At 69.7% G+C, this 12,314-nt stretch carries 11 protein-coding genes and 1 pseudogene; 8 read left to right on the top strand and 4 right to left on the bottom strand.

Annotation, left to right across the window (positions count from 1 at the left end; translation table 11 throughout):
- Nucleotides 1–635 (bottom strand): translesion DNA synthesis-associated protein ImuA (imuA, locus tag JHD63_RS19215; RefSeq protein ID WP_198972416.1); only part of this gene is annotated, 635 nt, incomplete at its 3' end.
- A gap of 271 nt (nt 636–906) precedes the next feature.
- On the opposite strand from imuA, the gene JHD63_RS19210 reads away from it, so the two are divergent.
- On the top strand, nt 907–2,772 hold the full coding sequence (locus JHD63_RS19210) for an ABC transporter ATP-binding protein (protein WP_198972415.1): 1,866 nt from the start codon (nt 907–909) through the stop codon (nt 2,770–2,772).
- A 19-nt stretch (nt 2,773–2,791) separates the two neighbouring features.
- Here the strand turns inward: JHD63_RS19210 and JHD63_RS19205 are convergent, their stop codons facing one another.
- Genes JHD63_RS19205 through JHD63_RS19195 form a run of 3 tightly spaced genes read right to left on the bottom strand, consistent with a single transcriptional unit; the run spans nt 2,792 to nt 5,106 of the window.
- A complete protein-coding gene (locus JHD63_RS19205) occupies nt 2,792–3,766 on the bottom strand; it encodes a Bug family tripartite tricarboxylate transporter substrate binding protein (protein WP_198972414.1) in 975 nt (324 codons plus the stop codon).
- Nucleotides 3,767–3,798: 32 nt separating this feature from the next.
- The gene (locus tag JHD63_RS19200) at nt 3,799–4,770 is read right to left on the bottom strand and encodes an alpha/beta fold hydrolase (protein WP_198972413.1); all 972 of its coding nucleotides are present in this window, start codon (nt 4,768–4,770) and stop codon (nt 3,799–3,801) included.
- A 12-nt stretch (nt 4,771–4,782) separates the two neighbouring features.
- Nucleotides 4,783–5,106 (bottom strand): hypothetical protein, encoded by a 324-nt coding sequence (locus JHD63_RS19195; protein ID WP_198972412.1) that lies wholly within the window; start codon nt 5,104–5,106, stop codon nt 4,783–4,785.
- Nucleotides 5,107–5,185: 79 nt separating this feature from the next.
- On the opposite strand from JHD63_RS19195, the gene JHD63_RS19190 reads away from it, so the two are divergent.
- The 7 genes and pseudogenes from JHD63_RS19190 to JHD63_RS19160 form a co-directional block, all read left to right on the top strand.
- Nucleotides 5,186–6,145, top strand: coding sequence for a LysR family transcriptional regulator (locus tag JHD63_RS19190; protein ID WP_198972411.1), 960 nt, complete (start codon nt 5,186–5,188; stop codon nt 6,143–6,145).
- Between the two features lie 31 nt (nt 6,146–6,176).
- Nucleotides 6,177–6,914, top strand: a complete 738-nt coding sequence (locus JHD63_RS19185; protein ID WP_198972410.1) for a glutamine amidotransferase — start codon at nt 6,177–6,179, stop codon at nt 6,912–6,914.
- A complete protein-coding gene (locus JHD63_RS19180) occupies nt 6,911–7,495 on the top strand; it encodes a glutathione S-transferase family protein (protein ID WP_198972409.1) in 585 nt (194 codons plus the stop codon). Before JHD63_RS19185 ends, JHD63_RS19180 begins: the two co-directional genes overlap by 4 nt.
- Nucleotides 7,492–8,886: a DUF2868 domain-containing protein gene (locus JHD63_RS19175; protein WP_198972408.1), complete on the top strand. Its 1,395-nt coding sequence runs from the start codon at nt 7,492–7,494 to the stop codon at nt 8,884–8,886. The genes JHD63_RS19180 and JHD63_RS19175 overlap by 4 nt, the downstream gene beginning before the upstream one ends.
- A gap of 50 nt (nt 8,887–8,936) precedes the next feature.
- Nucleotides 8,937–10,367 (top strand): GTPase/DUF3482 domain-containing protein, encoded by a 1,431-nt coding sequence (locus JHD63_RS19170; protein WP_370590582.1) that lies wholly within the window; start codon nt 8,937–8,939, stop codon nt 10,365–10,367.
- A 10-nt stretch (nt 10,368–10,377) separates the two neighbouring features.
- A complete protein-coding gene (locus JHD63_RS19165) occupies nt 10,378–11,730 on the top strand; it encodes a serine/threonine protein kinase (RefSeq protein WP_198972406.1) in 1,353 nt (450 codons plus the stop codon).
- Between the two features lie 103 nt (nt 11,731–11,833).
- Nucleotides 11,834–12,117 (top strand): annotated as a pseudogene (locus JHD63_RS19160) (transposase); the annotation flags it as partial.
- Between the last annotated feature and the right edge of the window lie 197 nt (nt 12,118–12,314).

The following is a 12,314-nucleotide window of genomic DNA, read 5'->3' as shown; positions in this document are numbered from 1 at the left end:
CCCCCCCCCCCCCCCCCCCCCCCCCCCCCCCCCCCCCCCCCCCCCCCCCCCCTTTTAGATGTGTATAAGAGACAGCCGTCCAGCGGGCCCACGAGCAGGCGCAGGCGCGCGGGCGAGGACTCGTGCTGCGCCGCCTCGCCGCGCAGCACGAACAGCAGCCGCCCCTGCTGCTGCGCGGCCAGTTGCAGGCGCCGCAGTTCGGCATTGCGGGCCGCAGACAGCCAGACCAGCACGGCGCAGACCTCGCCGCAGCGCAGCGCCTGCTCGCAGGCCCAGAGCGCGCCGGCCCCGCGCCCGGGCTGCACCCGCAGCAGGCGCGTCACGGGCAGGCCCCGCCCCTGCAGGTGCGGCATGAAGGGCTCGCAGGGCGGCGCCACCAGCACCAGCGGCCCCGGCGCCTGGCGCAGTTGCAGGGCCAGCGCGGGCAGCAGCAACTGCCACACCGGCAGGCCGGGCGCGGGCAGCAGGATTTCGGTCAGGCTGCCGAGCGGCCAGCCGCCGCCGGGCAGCACGGCATCGAGCGCGCCGAAGCCCGTGGCGACCACGCCGCCCTGCGCATGGCCGAGCTGGTCGGCGCGCCAGACGGCCGCCAGCGCATCAGGGGCAGACAAGTCGGTGGTGGCAAGGGCAGGCATGGCGGGGCAGGGAAATCCGTCATAGAATACTGTAATTCCATACAGCCACAGCCCGCATGAATGTAAAAGAGTCGCCACCCTCTCGTTTGCTATAAAATATATAGCTTACCGCCCAGGAAGCACCTGGGTTTCAGGCAATTCTTTGCATGAATCATCGAAAAAAGCAGTCGCAAAGCCCCTGCGGCGCCGGCTGCGCGCCGCCCTGCCTATGATGGCCGGCGCATTCCACGCCCTCCCCTGCCCCTGACCACTGTCTTACGGAGCCTGCGTTTTGTTCCATTTCTTCGAGCAGCGCCTCGACCCCTATCCCGCCGCCGAGCCGGTGCCGACGCCGCGCAGCTTCCTGCGCTTCGTCTGGGCCGGCACCGAGGGCCTGCGCGGCTGGATCCTGGTGTTGACCGCGCTGACCGCCGTGATCGGCATCTTCGAGGCCCTGCTGTACGCCATGCTGGGCCGCGTGGTGGACTGGCTGGCGCACACCGCGCCGGCGCGCCTGTGGCAGGAGCAGGGCGCGACCCTGCTGGCGCTGGCGGGGGTGCTGGCGGCCAGCATCGTGGTGATCGGCCTGCAGACCACGATCAAGCACCAGACGCTGGCGGGCAGCTTCCCGATGCGGCTGCGCTGGAACTTCCACCGCCTGATGCTGGGCCAGAGCATGTCCTTCTACCAGGACGAGTTCGCCGGCCGCATCGCCACCAAGGTGATGCAGACCGCGCTGGCGGTGCGCGACATGATCTTCACCGTCACCGACGTGATGGTGTCCATGACGGTCTACTTCATCACCATGGTGCTGCTGGCCGCGAGCTTCGACCTGCAGCTGATCTGGCCCTTCCTGGCCTGGCTGGCGTGCTACCTGCTGGCCTGCGCCTGGTTCGTGCCCCGGCTGGGCAAGGTCGGCAAGGCGCAGGCCGACGCGCGCTCGCTGATGACCGGGCGCATCACCGACGCCTACACCAACATCGCCACCGTCAAGCTGTTCTCTCACACCCGCCGCGAGGCCGACTTCGCCCGCGCGGCCATGCAGGAATTCCTGCAGAGCGTGCATGGCCAGATGCGCCTGGTGAGCGCCTTCGAGGTCGCCAACCACGCGCTGAGCATGCTGCTGATCGCCGGGGTCACCGGCATGGCGCTGTGGCTGTGGACGCAGGGCGCCATCGGCGTGGGCGCGGTCGCCGTGGCCACCGCCATGGCGATGCGCCTGAACGGCATCTCGCAGTGGCTGATGTGGCAGATGGCCAGCCTGTTCGAGCAGATCGGCACGGTGCAGGACGGCATGGGCACCCTCGGCCGGGCGCGCGCCATCGTGGACGCGCCCGGAGCGGTGCCGCTCACGGTGCCGGCCGGCGCCATCCGCTTCGAGCACGTGAGCTTCGGCTACGGCGGCGCGCGCAAGGTGATAGAGGATTTCTCGCTCAGCATCCGCCCGGGCGAGAAGATCGGGCTGATCGGCCGCTCGGGCGCGGGCAAATCCACCCTGGTCAACCTGCTGCTGCGCTTCTACGACGTGGAAAGCGGCCGCATCCTGATCGACGGACAGGACATCGCCCACGTCACCCAGGACAGCCTGCGCGCGCACATCGGCATGGTCACGCAGGACACCTCGCTGCTGCACCGTTCGGTGCGCGACAACATCGGCTACGGCCGCCCCGGCGCCGACCAGGCCGCGCTCGACGCCGCCGCGCGCAACGCCGAGGCGCATGAGTTCATCGCCGCGCTGAGCGACGCCAAGGGCCGCCGCGGCTACGACGCCCACGTGGGCGAGCGCGGCGTGAAGCTCTCGGGCGGCCAGCGCCAGCGCATCGCCATCGCCCGCGTGATGCTCAAGGACGCCCCGATCCTGCTGCTGGACGAAGCCACCAGCGCGCTCGACTCCGAGGTCGAGGCCGCGATCCAGCAAAGCCTGTACCGCTTGATGGAAGGCAAGACCGTGATCGCCATCGCCCACCGGCTCTCCACCATCGCCGCCATGGACCGGCTGGTGGTGCTGGAGCACGGCCGCATCGTCGAGGAAGGCGACCACCACAGCCTGCTGGCCCAGGGCGGCGTCTACGCCCGGCTGTGGGCGCACCAGAGCGGCGGGTTTCTGGGCGAGGAAGCCGACGACGAGCCCGAGCCGGCAACGGTGGTGGCGGCCTGAACGGCCTGGGGCGCAGGCCCTATTCGGGCTGGATGCCCGCGGCCTTGATCAGCCGCGTCCACTTCTCCAGTTCGCTGCGGCCGAACGCAGCCAGCTCCTGCGGCGTGCTGCCGACCGGCTCCAGGCCCATGGACGCGAAGCGCTCGCGCAGGGCCGGGTCGGCCACGGCGGCGCGGGTTTGCGCGCCGAGCCGTTCGATGACGGCCTGCGGCGTGCCGGCCGGTGCGTACAGCGCATACCAGGCCAGTAGCTCGAAGCCGGGCAGCGTCGCGGCGATCGGCGGCACCTCCGGCAGCAGCGCGGCCGGCTGCAGGCTGCTGATGCCGATGGCGCGCACCTTGCCGGCCTTGACCTGGGGCAGGCCGGTGGCCATGTCCGTGAACATCATCTGCACCTGCCCGGCGATCACGTCGTTGAGCGCCTGCGGAATGGTCTTGTACGGCACGTGCAGCATGTCGATGCCGGCGGCACTGGTCAGCATGGCGCCGGGCACCAGCGTACCGGCGCTGCCCGATGCGTAGCTGAGTCTGCCCGGCTGCGCCTTGGCCAGGGCGACCAGCTCGGGCACCGACCGCACCGGCACCGAGGGGTGCACCACCAGCAGGGCCGGCGTGTTGGCGATGCGGCCGATGGGCGCGAAGTCCTTGATCGGGTCGTAGTTGAGCCGTTTCATCAGGCTGGGATTGGCCGCCTGCGTGGTGTTGGTGGTGACGAAGAGCGTGTAGCCGTCGGGCGCGGCATGCGCCACCGCATCGGCGCCGATGGAGCCGTTGGCGCCCACGCGGTTGTCCACGATGAAAGGTTGGCCCAGGGTGCGCGACAGGCGCTCGGCCAGCAGCCGGGCCACCAGGTCGTTGCCGCTGCCGGCGCCGAAGGGCACGATGACGCGCACCGGGCGCGAGGGCCAGGCCGGCGGCTGCGCCGCGGCGGGGCCGGACAGGGCCAGGGCCGCCAGGCAGGCGGTGGTGGCATGGAGAAAACGGCGTCGGGTCATGCTTTGTCTCGGGTTGAAGGAAATCGAACGGCTCAACCGCGCACGGCAGCAGCGGCCAGCCAGTCGATGACGCGCTGCGCCACCACATCGGAGTTGCGGTCCATCATGGGAAAGTGCGAGTTGCCGGCGATGCCTTCACTGGGCAGGTCGCACAGCGTGGCCGGTACGCCAGCCGCCTGCAGCGCGGCGACGTAGCCATCCACGCCCGCGCGGTAGCGGCTCCAGAGCGGGTGGCAGGCGATGTAGTCCCCCCACACCACCAGGTGCGCAGGCAGTCCGCCCGCGGCCGCCAGCGACGGGGCCGGCGCGCCCGAGGGCTCCAGCGCCACCACTGCCGCCACCTGCGCGGGCCGGCGGCGTACCGCCTCCAGCGCGAAGCCGCCGCCCTGGCTGTGGCCCACGACGATGCAGTCGCCCACGCGCTGCAGCAGCGCGTCATAGGCGGCGAGCGTCGCCTCCTCGTGGCCGGCCCAGCGCGGCACCCATTGGGCGGCGAAGTCGTCGAAAGCCTCCACCGGGAACTGCTGCCCGGCATGCGCGCGGCGCAGTGCGGCGTCGCTGCGGTAGCTGCCCGGCGGGCCGATGCGGAACATTTCCCAGCCTTCATCCAGGCTGCGGAACAGCGGCGCGTCGGCATAGATCTCGGGCCAGCGCGACCAGGAGGCGCGGCCGCGCTCCACGGCATCGCTCACGTAGACGTCGAAGCCGGCACGCAGGAAGGCGGTGAGCCAGCCCGGGCGGCCATCGGGCGTGCTCTCCCAGTTGGCACCTGTCATGCCGCCGCCGTGCCACAGCAGCACCGGCAGGCGGTGCCGCGGCTCGGCCTGCAGGTAGGCCTGTACGTACATCTGGCCCGTGACATGGTCGCCATTCGGGTCGACAGGGCGCAGCGGGCCGTTCTGCGCGAAGCGGCGCTGCTCGACCGGCAGGCCGCTCAGGCGGCGCAGTTGGCCGCCGATGGAGAAGCTGCGGATCGCGCGCAGCCGCAGGGAAGAATCATGCATGGCCATGCGCCTTCAGTTGCGGGCGTACAGCGTTGCCTGGTCGACCGCGAAGCAGCGGATGCGCGGCGCCAGCCCCAGGTGGCGGCGGCAACTGGCGTCCAGCCCCTCCATGAAACGGGCCAGGGCGGCCGCGTCGCGGTCCGCGCGGGCGCGGTAGTGCACCTCGGCCAGCAGCGGCGCGCCGCGCAGCATGGCGGCGCCGGCCTGCAGGACTACCTGCACCGCGTCGCTGCTGGCGTTCAGCACCGTGGTGCACAGGGTCTCGATGTCGGAGGCCAGTGCGGCCGCGGCTGCGGCCGGGGGCTTCTCGTCGGTGAACAGCTTGATGACGGGCATGGGGCAGGAGGAAGTGAAGGCCGCGATTGTGCAAAGGGCCATCCATTCGGTAAATTGAGCTTTTTTCCTGAGTCGATGCATGCCACGCATAAATTACCGAACCGACGACCTGCGCGCACTGCTCGCGCTGCATCGCACCGCCAGCTTCGTGCGCGGCGCCGAGCTGCTGCACATCACCCAGTCGGCATTCAGCCGCCGCATCGCCCAGCTGGAGACGGCGCTCGATGCCTCGCTGGTGGAGCGCTCGACACGGCGCGTGGCACTGTCGCCGCTGGGCCTGGAGCTGGTGCGCGAGGCCGGCCCCCTGCTGGCCGGACTGGACGAGGCACTGGAGGAAACCGGCCGCCGCGCCCGCGGCGAGGCCGGCCGCATCGTGGTGGCCTGCCTGACCACGGTGGCCTACGCGTTGCTTCCGCCCGTGCTGGAGGAATTCCGGGCGCTGTACCCGCAGGTGCGCCTGCAGTTGCGCGACGACACCGGCCAGCGCGTGACCGCCTCGGTGCTGCAGCGCGAGGCCGAGTTCGGCATCAGCGTGCTCGGCTCGCCGGTCAATGGCCTGCAGGTCGAGCATGTGGCGGATGACCCCTACGTGATCGCCTTCCGTCCGGGGCACCCGCTGGAAGCCCTGCCGCGGGTGGGCTGGGCCGCGCTGGCCCCCTGGCATCCGGTGGCGCTGCGCTCCACCAGCGCCAACCGCCAGCAGATCGACGAAGCCCTGGCAGCGGCCGGCATCGCCGCCCCCTGGTTCGACGAGGTGGAGCACCTCTCGTCGATGCTGGGCCTGCTGCGCAGCGGAGCGGCCATCGGCGTGCTGCCCCGGCTGGCACTGGACGCCGGTGGCGACGAGCTGCAGACGCGGCCGCTGGTGGCGCCCGCCATCGTGCGCCGCATCGGCCTGATCCGGCGCCAGGACGCGGAGCTCAGCCGGCCGGCCCGGACGCTGTGGACCTTGCTGGCCGCCGCACTGCGCCAGCGGCAGTCCGCGCGGCCCGGCACGGCGGCGGCCCAGGCCCGCAAGCCCGGCCGACGGAAACGCTAGGAACGCACACCAATTGCGGCATCATCGTGCGATGGATACCCCGCTTCCACTCCCGTTCCTGATCATCAAGCTAGGCGACACCCTGGAGGGCCTGCGCATCGGGCGCGGCGACTTCGACCGCTGGATTGCCGACGGGCTGGGCGCCCCCGCCGTACCCGTGCAGGTCTGCGACCCGCGGCGCGGTGATGCGCTGCCCGCGCATCGCAGCATCGCTGGCGCCGTGGTGACCGGCTCGCACGCCATGGTCACGCACCGCGCCGACTGGAGCGAGCGCACGGCGCAATGGCTGGCCGAGGGCGTGGCCAGCGGAACGCCGCTGCTGGGTATCTGCTACGGCCACCAGTTGCTGGCGCATGCGATGGGCGGCGTGGTGGACGACCACCCGCAGGGCCTGGAAATCGGCAGCATCGACGTCACGCTGGCCCCTGCGGCGACGGGCGATCCGCTGTTCTGCGGCATGCCGGGCCGCTTTCGCGCCCACGCCGTGCACCGCCAGACAGCGCTGCGCCTGCCCGCGGGCGCCGTGGTGCTGGCCAGCAATGCACACGAGCCGCACCACGCCTTCCGCATCGGTGGCTGCGCCTGGGGCGTACAGTTCCACCCCGAGTTCGATGCCGAAGCGATGCGCGGCTACATAGACGCGCTGGCCACCAACCCTGCGCCGCTGCGCGCAGCCGTGGCCGACACGCCCGCCGCAGCGGGCCTCCTCGGCCGCTTCGCGCGCTGGGCCGAAGCGCACGCCCCGGCTCACACAATGGAAACGACATGAAGCTCTACTACAACCCCCGAAGCCGCGCCGCCATTGCCAAGTGGGCGCTGGACGAATGCCGGGCCGGCTATGAACTGGTGCATGTCGACCTGCAGAAGCGCGAGCACAAGACGCCCGAGTTCCTGCGCATCAACCCCGCCGGCAAGCTGCCGGCGCTGGTGGATGGCGCTGCACAGGTCTTCGAGAACGCCGCCATCTGCCTGTACCTGGCCGAGAAGTTCCCGCAGGCCGGGCTGGCCCCCCTGCCCTCCTCGGCCGAGCGCGGCCGTTTCCTGTCGCTGGTGGTCTATTCCGTGGCGCAGGTGGAGCCTTCCATGGGTGACAGCCTGCTAAAGCAGGAGACGCCACCCTCGCGCGGCTGGAACGATTTCGAGACGGTCAAGACCGTTGTCGAAGGGGAACTGGGCGGTGGCCCCTGGCTCTTTGGCGAGCAGTTCACCATGGCCGACATCATGGTCGGCTCCATGTTCATGTGGCAGCGCCTCTGGGGAGTCAAGACCGGCCGGCCTGCGCTGGAAGCCTACGTCGATCGACTGCAGGCGCGCCCGTACGCCATGCGGATGGGCCAGGAGCACCGTTGAGCCCTGCGCCGCCCGAATACACCTTCTCCGATGCGATCGTCACCGAGGCGGTGCGGTGGGCGGAGCAGAACGGCCCGCTGGACGATGCGGCGGCCCTGCGAAGGGCGCTGGCCGGGCCGGGCACGCCGCTGAGCCGTATCCACGCGCGCGCCCGCGTGCTGGGCGAGCGGCTGGGCCTGCAGGCCACCCTGGCCCGCGCCCGCGCCTGGGCGCCCTGGGTGCTGCTGGGCCTGGCCGCCGCCGTCGTGCTGGCCGGCCTGGGCCTGGCCAACAGCGTGGTGGGCGAGCCTGCACGCCGCATCAACGTCATGGCGGCGCTGGCCAGCCTGCTCGGGCTGCACCTGCTGACCCTGCTCGTGTGGCTGGCCGGCGTGCTTGTGGCGCCCGGCAGCGCGCGGCTGTCCCTGGGCGGTCTGTGGCTGGCGCTGACCGCGCGCGTGGCGGGCGGCCGGCAGGGCCAGGCGCCCCTGCTGCTGCGCGCGGCCACCGGGCTGCTGGAGCGCGCGCGCCTGCTGCCCTGGGCGCTGGGCCTGGTCAGCCACGCCATCTGGACCCTGTCCTTCGCCGTCGCGCTGGGCGCCCTGCTGTTTGCGCTGGCCTTCCGCAGCTACACCCTGGCATGGGAAACCACCATCCTGGACCCCGAATTCTTCGTGCGCGGCGTGCAACTGCTGGGCCGGGCGCCGGCCTGGCTGGGCTTTCCGGTGCCCGACGCGCAGATGGTGCGGGCCGCCACCGCCGACGCGGCCGGCCAGCGCGCCTGGGCGCTCTGGCTGACCGGCTGCCTGGCCGTCTACGGCCTGCTGCCGCGTGCGCTGCTCGCGCTGCTGTGCCTGGCAGTGCTGCGGCGGCGGCGCGGCGCGCTGCAGGCGGAGGTGTCGGCGCCCTACTACCGCCTGCTGCTGGCCCGCTTCGACGCGCTGGCGCCGACGCGCATCGTCGACGCCGATGCCGGCCTGCCCCTGCCCGCCGTGCCGCCTGGACTGGCCGCAGAGAACAGCGCCGACGCCCTGCTCGTGCTCGGCTTCGAGCTGCCGCCGGAGTGGCCCTGGCCGCCGGCCGGCCTGCCGGCGGCGGCACCGGCGCTGCGTGTGGACGGCAGCGCCGCACAGCGCAGCGCCCTGCTCGACCGGCTGGCGGCCCTGCGGCCGCGGCGGGTGCTGCTGGTCTGCAATGCCACGGCCAGCCCCGACCGCGGCACGGCGCGCTTCCTGCGCGAGGTGCTGGCGCTGTGCACCGAAGGCCGGCTCTGGCTGGCCGCGCCCCCGGGCGGCCCGGCTGCGGACGAGGACGCGCCGGCACGGCGCTGGCAGACCTGGCTGCACGACAGCGGGTTCGGCGCCCTCGTCAGCACCGCCCGGCTGGACGAAGCCCTGCGGGGGTGGGCATGAGTGCGGCCCAGCCGCCCGAAGAGGCCGGTACAGAAAGCGAACGCGCTCCCGTGAGCGCGCCAGCCCCGGCCGCGGACAGCGGCAGCCCGATCCGCATCGCCGTGGTCGGCCACACCAACGCCGGCAAGACCTCGCTGCTGCGCACCCTGACGCGGCGGGTGGATTTTGGCGAGGTCTCCGAGCGGCCGGGCACGACGCGCCATGTCGAGACGGTGGAACTGCAAGTGCACGGCCGCGCCGCCGTGCGCTTCTTCGACACGCCGGGACTGGAGGACGCCGTCGCCCTGCGCGAGCACCTCGATGCCTTTGCCGAGCCCGGCGCCCAACCGTCCGAGCGCGTGCGCCGCTTCCTGCGCGGCCCCGAGGCGCTGGGCGTGTTCGAGCAGGAAGCCAAAGTGCTGCGCGCGCTGCTGCAGGCCGACGCCGCCTTTCTCGTGATCGACGTGCGCGAGCCGGTGCTGCCCAAGTTCCGCGCCGAAGTCGCCCTGCTCGCGTCCTGCGCCAAGCCGGTACTGCCGGTGCTCAACTTCATCCGCGCCGCGCCGGGCCGCGAGGCCGACTGGCGCGCCCTGCTGTCCGACGCCGGCCTGCATGCGGTGGTGCGCTTCGACGCGACGGCGCCCTTCACCGGCGCGGAGCGCGACCTGTACCAGGACCTGGGCACCCTGCTGCCCGCCCACCGCTCGGCGCTGCGCGGGGTGGTGGACTTCCTCGACGCCGAGGCGCTGGCGCGACGCCACGCGGCCTGCACCCGCATCGCCACGCTGCTGGTGGAAACCGCCGCGCTGCGGCGCCCCGCCAGTGCCGAAGACTGGGGCGACCCGCAGGCGCGCCAGGCCTGCATCGACCGGCTGCAGCATGAGGTGCTGGACCGGGCGCAGCGCGGCGCCGACGCGCTGCTGCTGCTCTACGGCTTTCGCAAGGGCGATGCGGGCGAAGCACCGCTGCCGCCGCTGCAGGGTCGCTGGGCGCTGGACCTGTTCAACCCCGACGCGCTGAAGGATGCGGGCCTGCTGCTCGGCAAGGGCGCGGCCGTGGGCGCGGCGCTCGGCGTGGTGGCCGACCTGGCCATGGCCGGCCTGTCGCTGGGTGCCGGCGCGGCCCTGGGCGGCGCCGTCGGCGGCGCGCTGGCGCAGGGCTGGGGGCCCTTCGGCCGCAAGCTCGCCAACCTGGCGCGCGGCGTGCGCGAACTCAGTGTGGAAGACGGCGTACTGCTGCTTCTGGCACAGCGGCAACTGGCCCTGCTGCAGGCGCTGGAGCAGCGCGGCCATGCCGATACCCGGCGCATCGAGCCCACCGGCACCGCCGCCGCGGCAACGGCGCCCCACCCGCAAGGCCTGGCCCGCGCCATCCACGCGACCCGACCCGCGCGCAGCCGCCCGGCCTGGGAAGACAGCCGGCACGGCGACACCCCCGCGCGCCGCGCCGCCGTTGCCGAGGTGGCGCAGGCGCTGCAGGGCGTGCTGGCGGGTATGGGCTGAGCGCAACCCTATGAAACTCAAACTGTTGGAGAAACTCGGCGACGGCGCATTTGCGGATGTGTGGAAGGCCCGGGACGAATTGGACCGCGACCTCGCGGTAAAGATCATCAGACCGGCGAACGTCGGCGTTGCCGACGCACTCGCGCATGCCAAAGCGCTCGTGCGGGCCAGTCACCAAAATGTCGTCGCCGTAATTAGCCTGGAGAAAATCGCTGACCCCGATACAGGCGAGAGAGTCGACTGTGTCGTGATGGAGCTGCTGAAGGGCGTCACTCTCGCCAAGAGACTGAAGGGCATTGCCTTCGATGTAGGGCAAGTCAAGAGCATCGGCCTCGGCATCATCCAGGGACTGGGCCACATACATGCACAAGGCATGGCTCATGGAGACCTTCATGAAGAAAATGTGATGATCGTTGACGACCAGGCAAAGGTCATCGACATTCTCTATCTTAATTCCCTGGCGTCCATATCGACGGAGACCAAGAAAGCACGACTAAAGCGCGATCTACTAAGTTTGCGGCTGCTATTGCAGCAAATCATCATCGCATCGGAACTCGACTCGGAAGAAGCCACGGAGTTCAACAACCTTCTGGACGCAGATGCCAGCATTGGTGATTTGGAAACGGCATTTCGAAATATTGTCTCACCTGCCAACTCGCACAGCCAGGTTCGCGCGCTTAAACATGCATACGCACGCCTTATAGATCAGGATTTCATTAAGGGTCAGGACTACGCCGAAGCACTCGAAGAAACCATCGAGCCTTCGGTGAGACTCCCCCTACTAAAGCTCATGGCCACTGATAAAGCTTATGAGTCCAAGCACTCCCACTACGTTCGATTGCTCTATTCGAAACTGTCGGCAGCAGCCAAGAAGGACTTCTTGACAACGCTCAACGAAATCATTGATGCCGAGACACCGAAGGGCAAATGGTGGCCGGGGCTGAAGCTGGTCTCGCTGCTCGGCGCCGAGGCATGGAATGGGTTGACTCCAGTTGTTCGTCTTCGAGTGGAAAGCCTGATCGTGAAAGATGTGTTGGCCGGGTACAAGGACATTCACAGCACAGTTTCAGCTTCAGGAGGAAAACTGGGGACCTACGCACTTTCGCTGTGGCGGAACTTCAAAAAACCAGAAGTCTTGGCAGACAACCTGGTCTCTCTTTTGAGGCAGAACTGGTACACGCAGAACTACGTAGGCAGTTTCTTTTTCCGTCAGATTCCCGCAATTGCGAGCACAACCAAGAAACGGGCAGAGTTCATAAAAGCGATCCAAGTTGCGATAAGCAATGATGCAAAAATAATTGTCAAGAAGCTTGACGAGCTGCCGGACGATTGGATAGAAGAAATTAAGGCGCATGAGGACTAGCGCGCATCATCCTTGAAGGATTCAAAACCGAAGCGCGTGAACCGCCCCAGCTTTCGCGGAGGCTCCCTCGTTTGAGAAGATGGAGCCATCATGAGGATGGTCAGTGAAATTTTCACCGGAGGTGCGCGAGCGCGCAGCGCGCCTGGTGGTTGAGCGCCGTGGAGACTATGACTCGCAGTGTGCGGCCGTGGTCTCGATCGCCGGCAAGATCGGCAGCACGCCGCAGACGCTGCTGAACTGGTTGCGCCAGCACGAGCGAGATACAGGCCAGCGCAAAGGCGTGACCACAGCCAAGGCCAGGCGGGTCAAGGAACTGAGCGAGAGAACCGAGAACTGCGCCGCGCCAACGAGATCGCCGCAAGAGCGTGCAGAGGAGCTGGACCAGGTGCTCGGGGTGCTGCGCGCTTACCTGCGCTGAAGGCGCACAGCATCAAAAACCATAGCTGGCAGCCCACTAAGAGCGGCTAACAAAAGCCTGTCATCGCCAAGCGCGGGATGCGCGTTGACGGTGCATGGGAAAGAAAAGAAACAAGGAAGTTAGCGCGGTGTTGTACAAAAAGATCAAGCCGTTGCTGCCAGTCGTG

Source organism: Xylophilus sp. ASV27 (assembly GCF_016428875.1).
In the GTDB taxonomy this organism is placed as follows: Bacteria; Pseudomonadota; Gammaproteobacteria; order Burkholderiales; family Burkholderiaceae_C; genus Xylophilus.
Note: the sequence above shows the minus strand (reverse complement) of the source record. Positions and strands in the feature narration are given on the sequence as shown.

Bases quoted from the DNA above. Each gene is read 5' to 3' on its own strand.
- JHD63_RS19185 (WP_198972410.1), top strand. From the start codon at position 6,177: ATGGATACCCCGCTTCCACTCCCGTTCCTGATCATCAAGCTAGGCGAC.
- JHD63_RS19205 (WP_198972414.1), bottom strand. From the start codon at position 3,766: ATGACCCGACGCCGTTTTCTCCATGCCACCACCGCCTGCCTGGCGGCC.
- JHD63_RS19200 (WP_198972413.1), bottom strand. From the start codon at position 4,770: ATGCATGATTCTTCCCTGCGGCTGCGCGCGATCCGCAGCTTCTCCATC.
- JHD63_RS19180 (WP_198972409.1), top strand. From the start codon at position 6,911: ATGAAGCTCTACTACAACCCCCGAAGCCGCGCCGCCATTGCCAAGTGG.
- JHD63_RS19165 (WP_198972406.1), top strand. From the start codon at position 10,378: ATGAAACTCAAACTGTTGGAGAAACTCGGCGACGGCGCATTTGCGGAT.
- JHD63_RS19190 (WP_198972411.1), top strand. From the start codon at position 5,186: ATGCCACGCATAAATTACCGAACCGACGACCTGCGCGCACTGCTCGCG.
- JHD63_RS19195 (WP_198972412.1), bottom strand. From the start codon at position 5,106: ATGCCCGTCATCAAGCTGTTCACCGACGAGAAGCCCCCGGCCGCAGCC.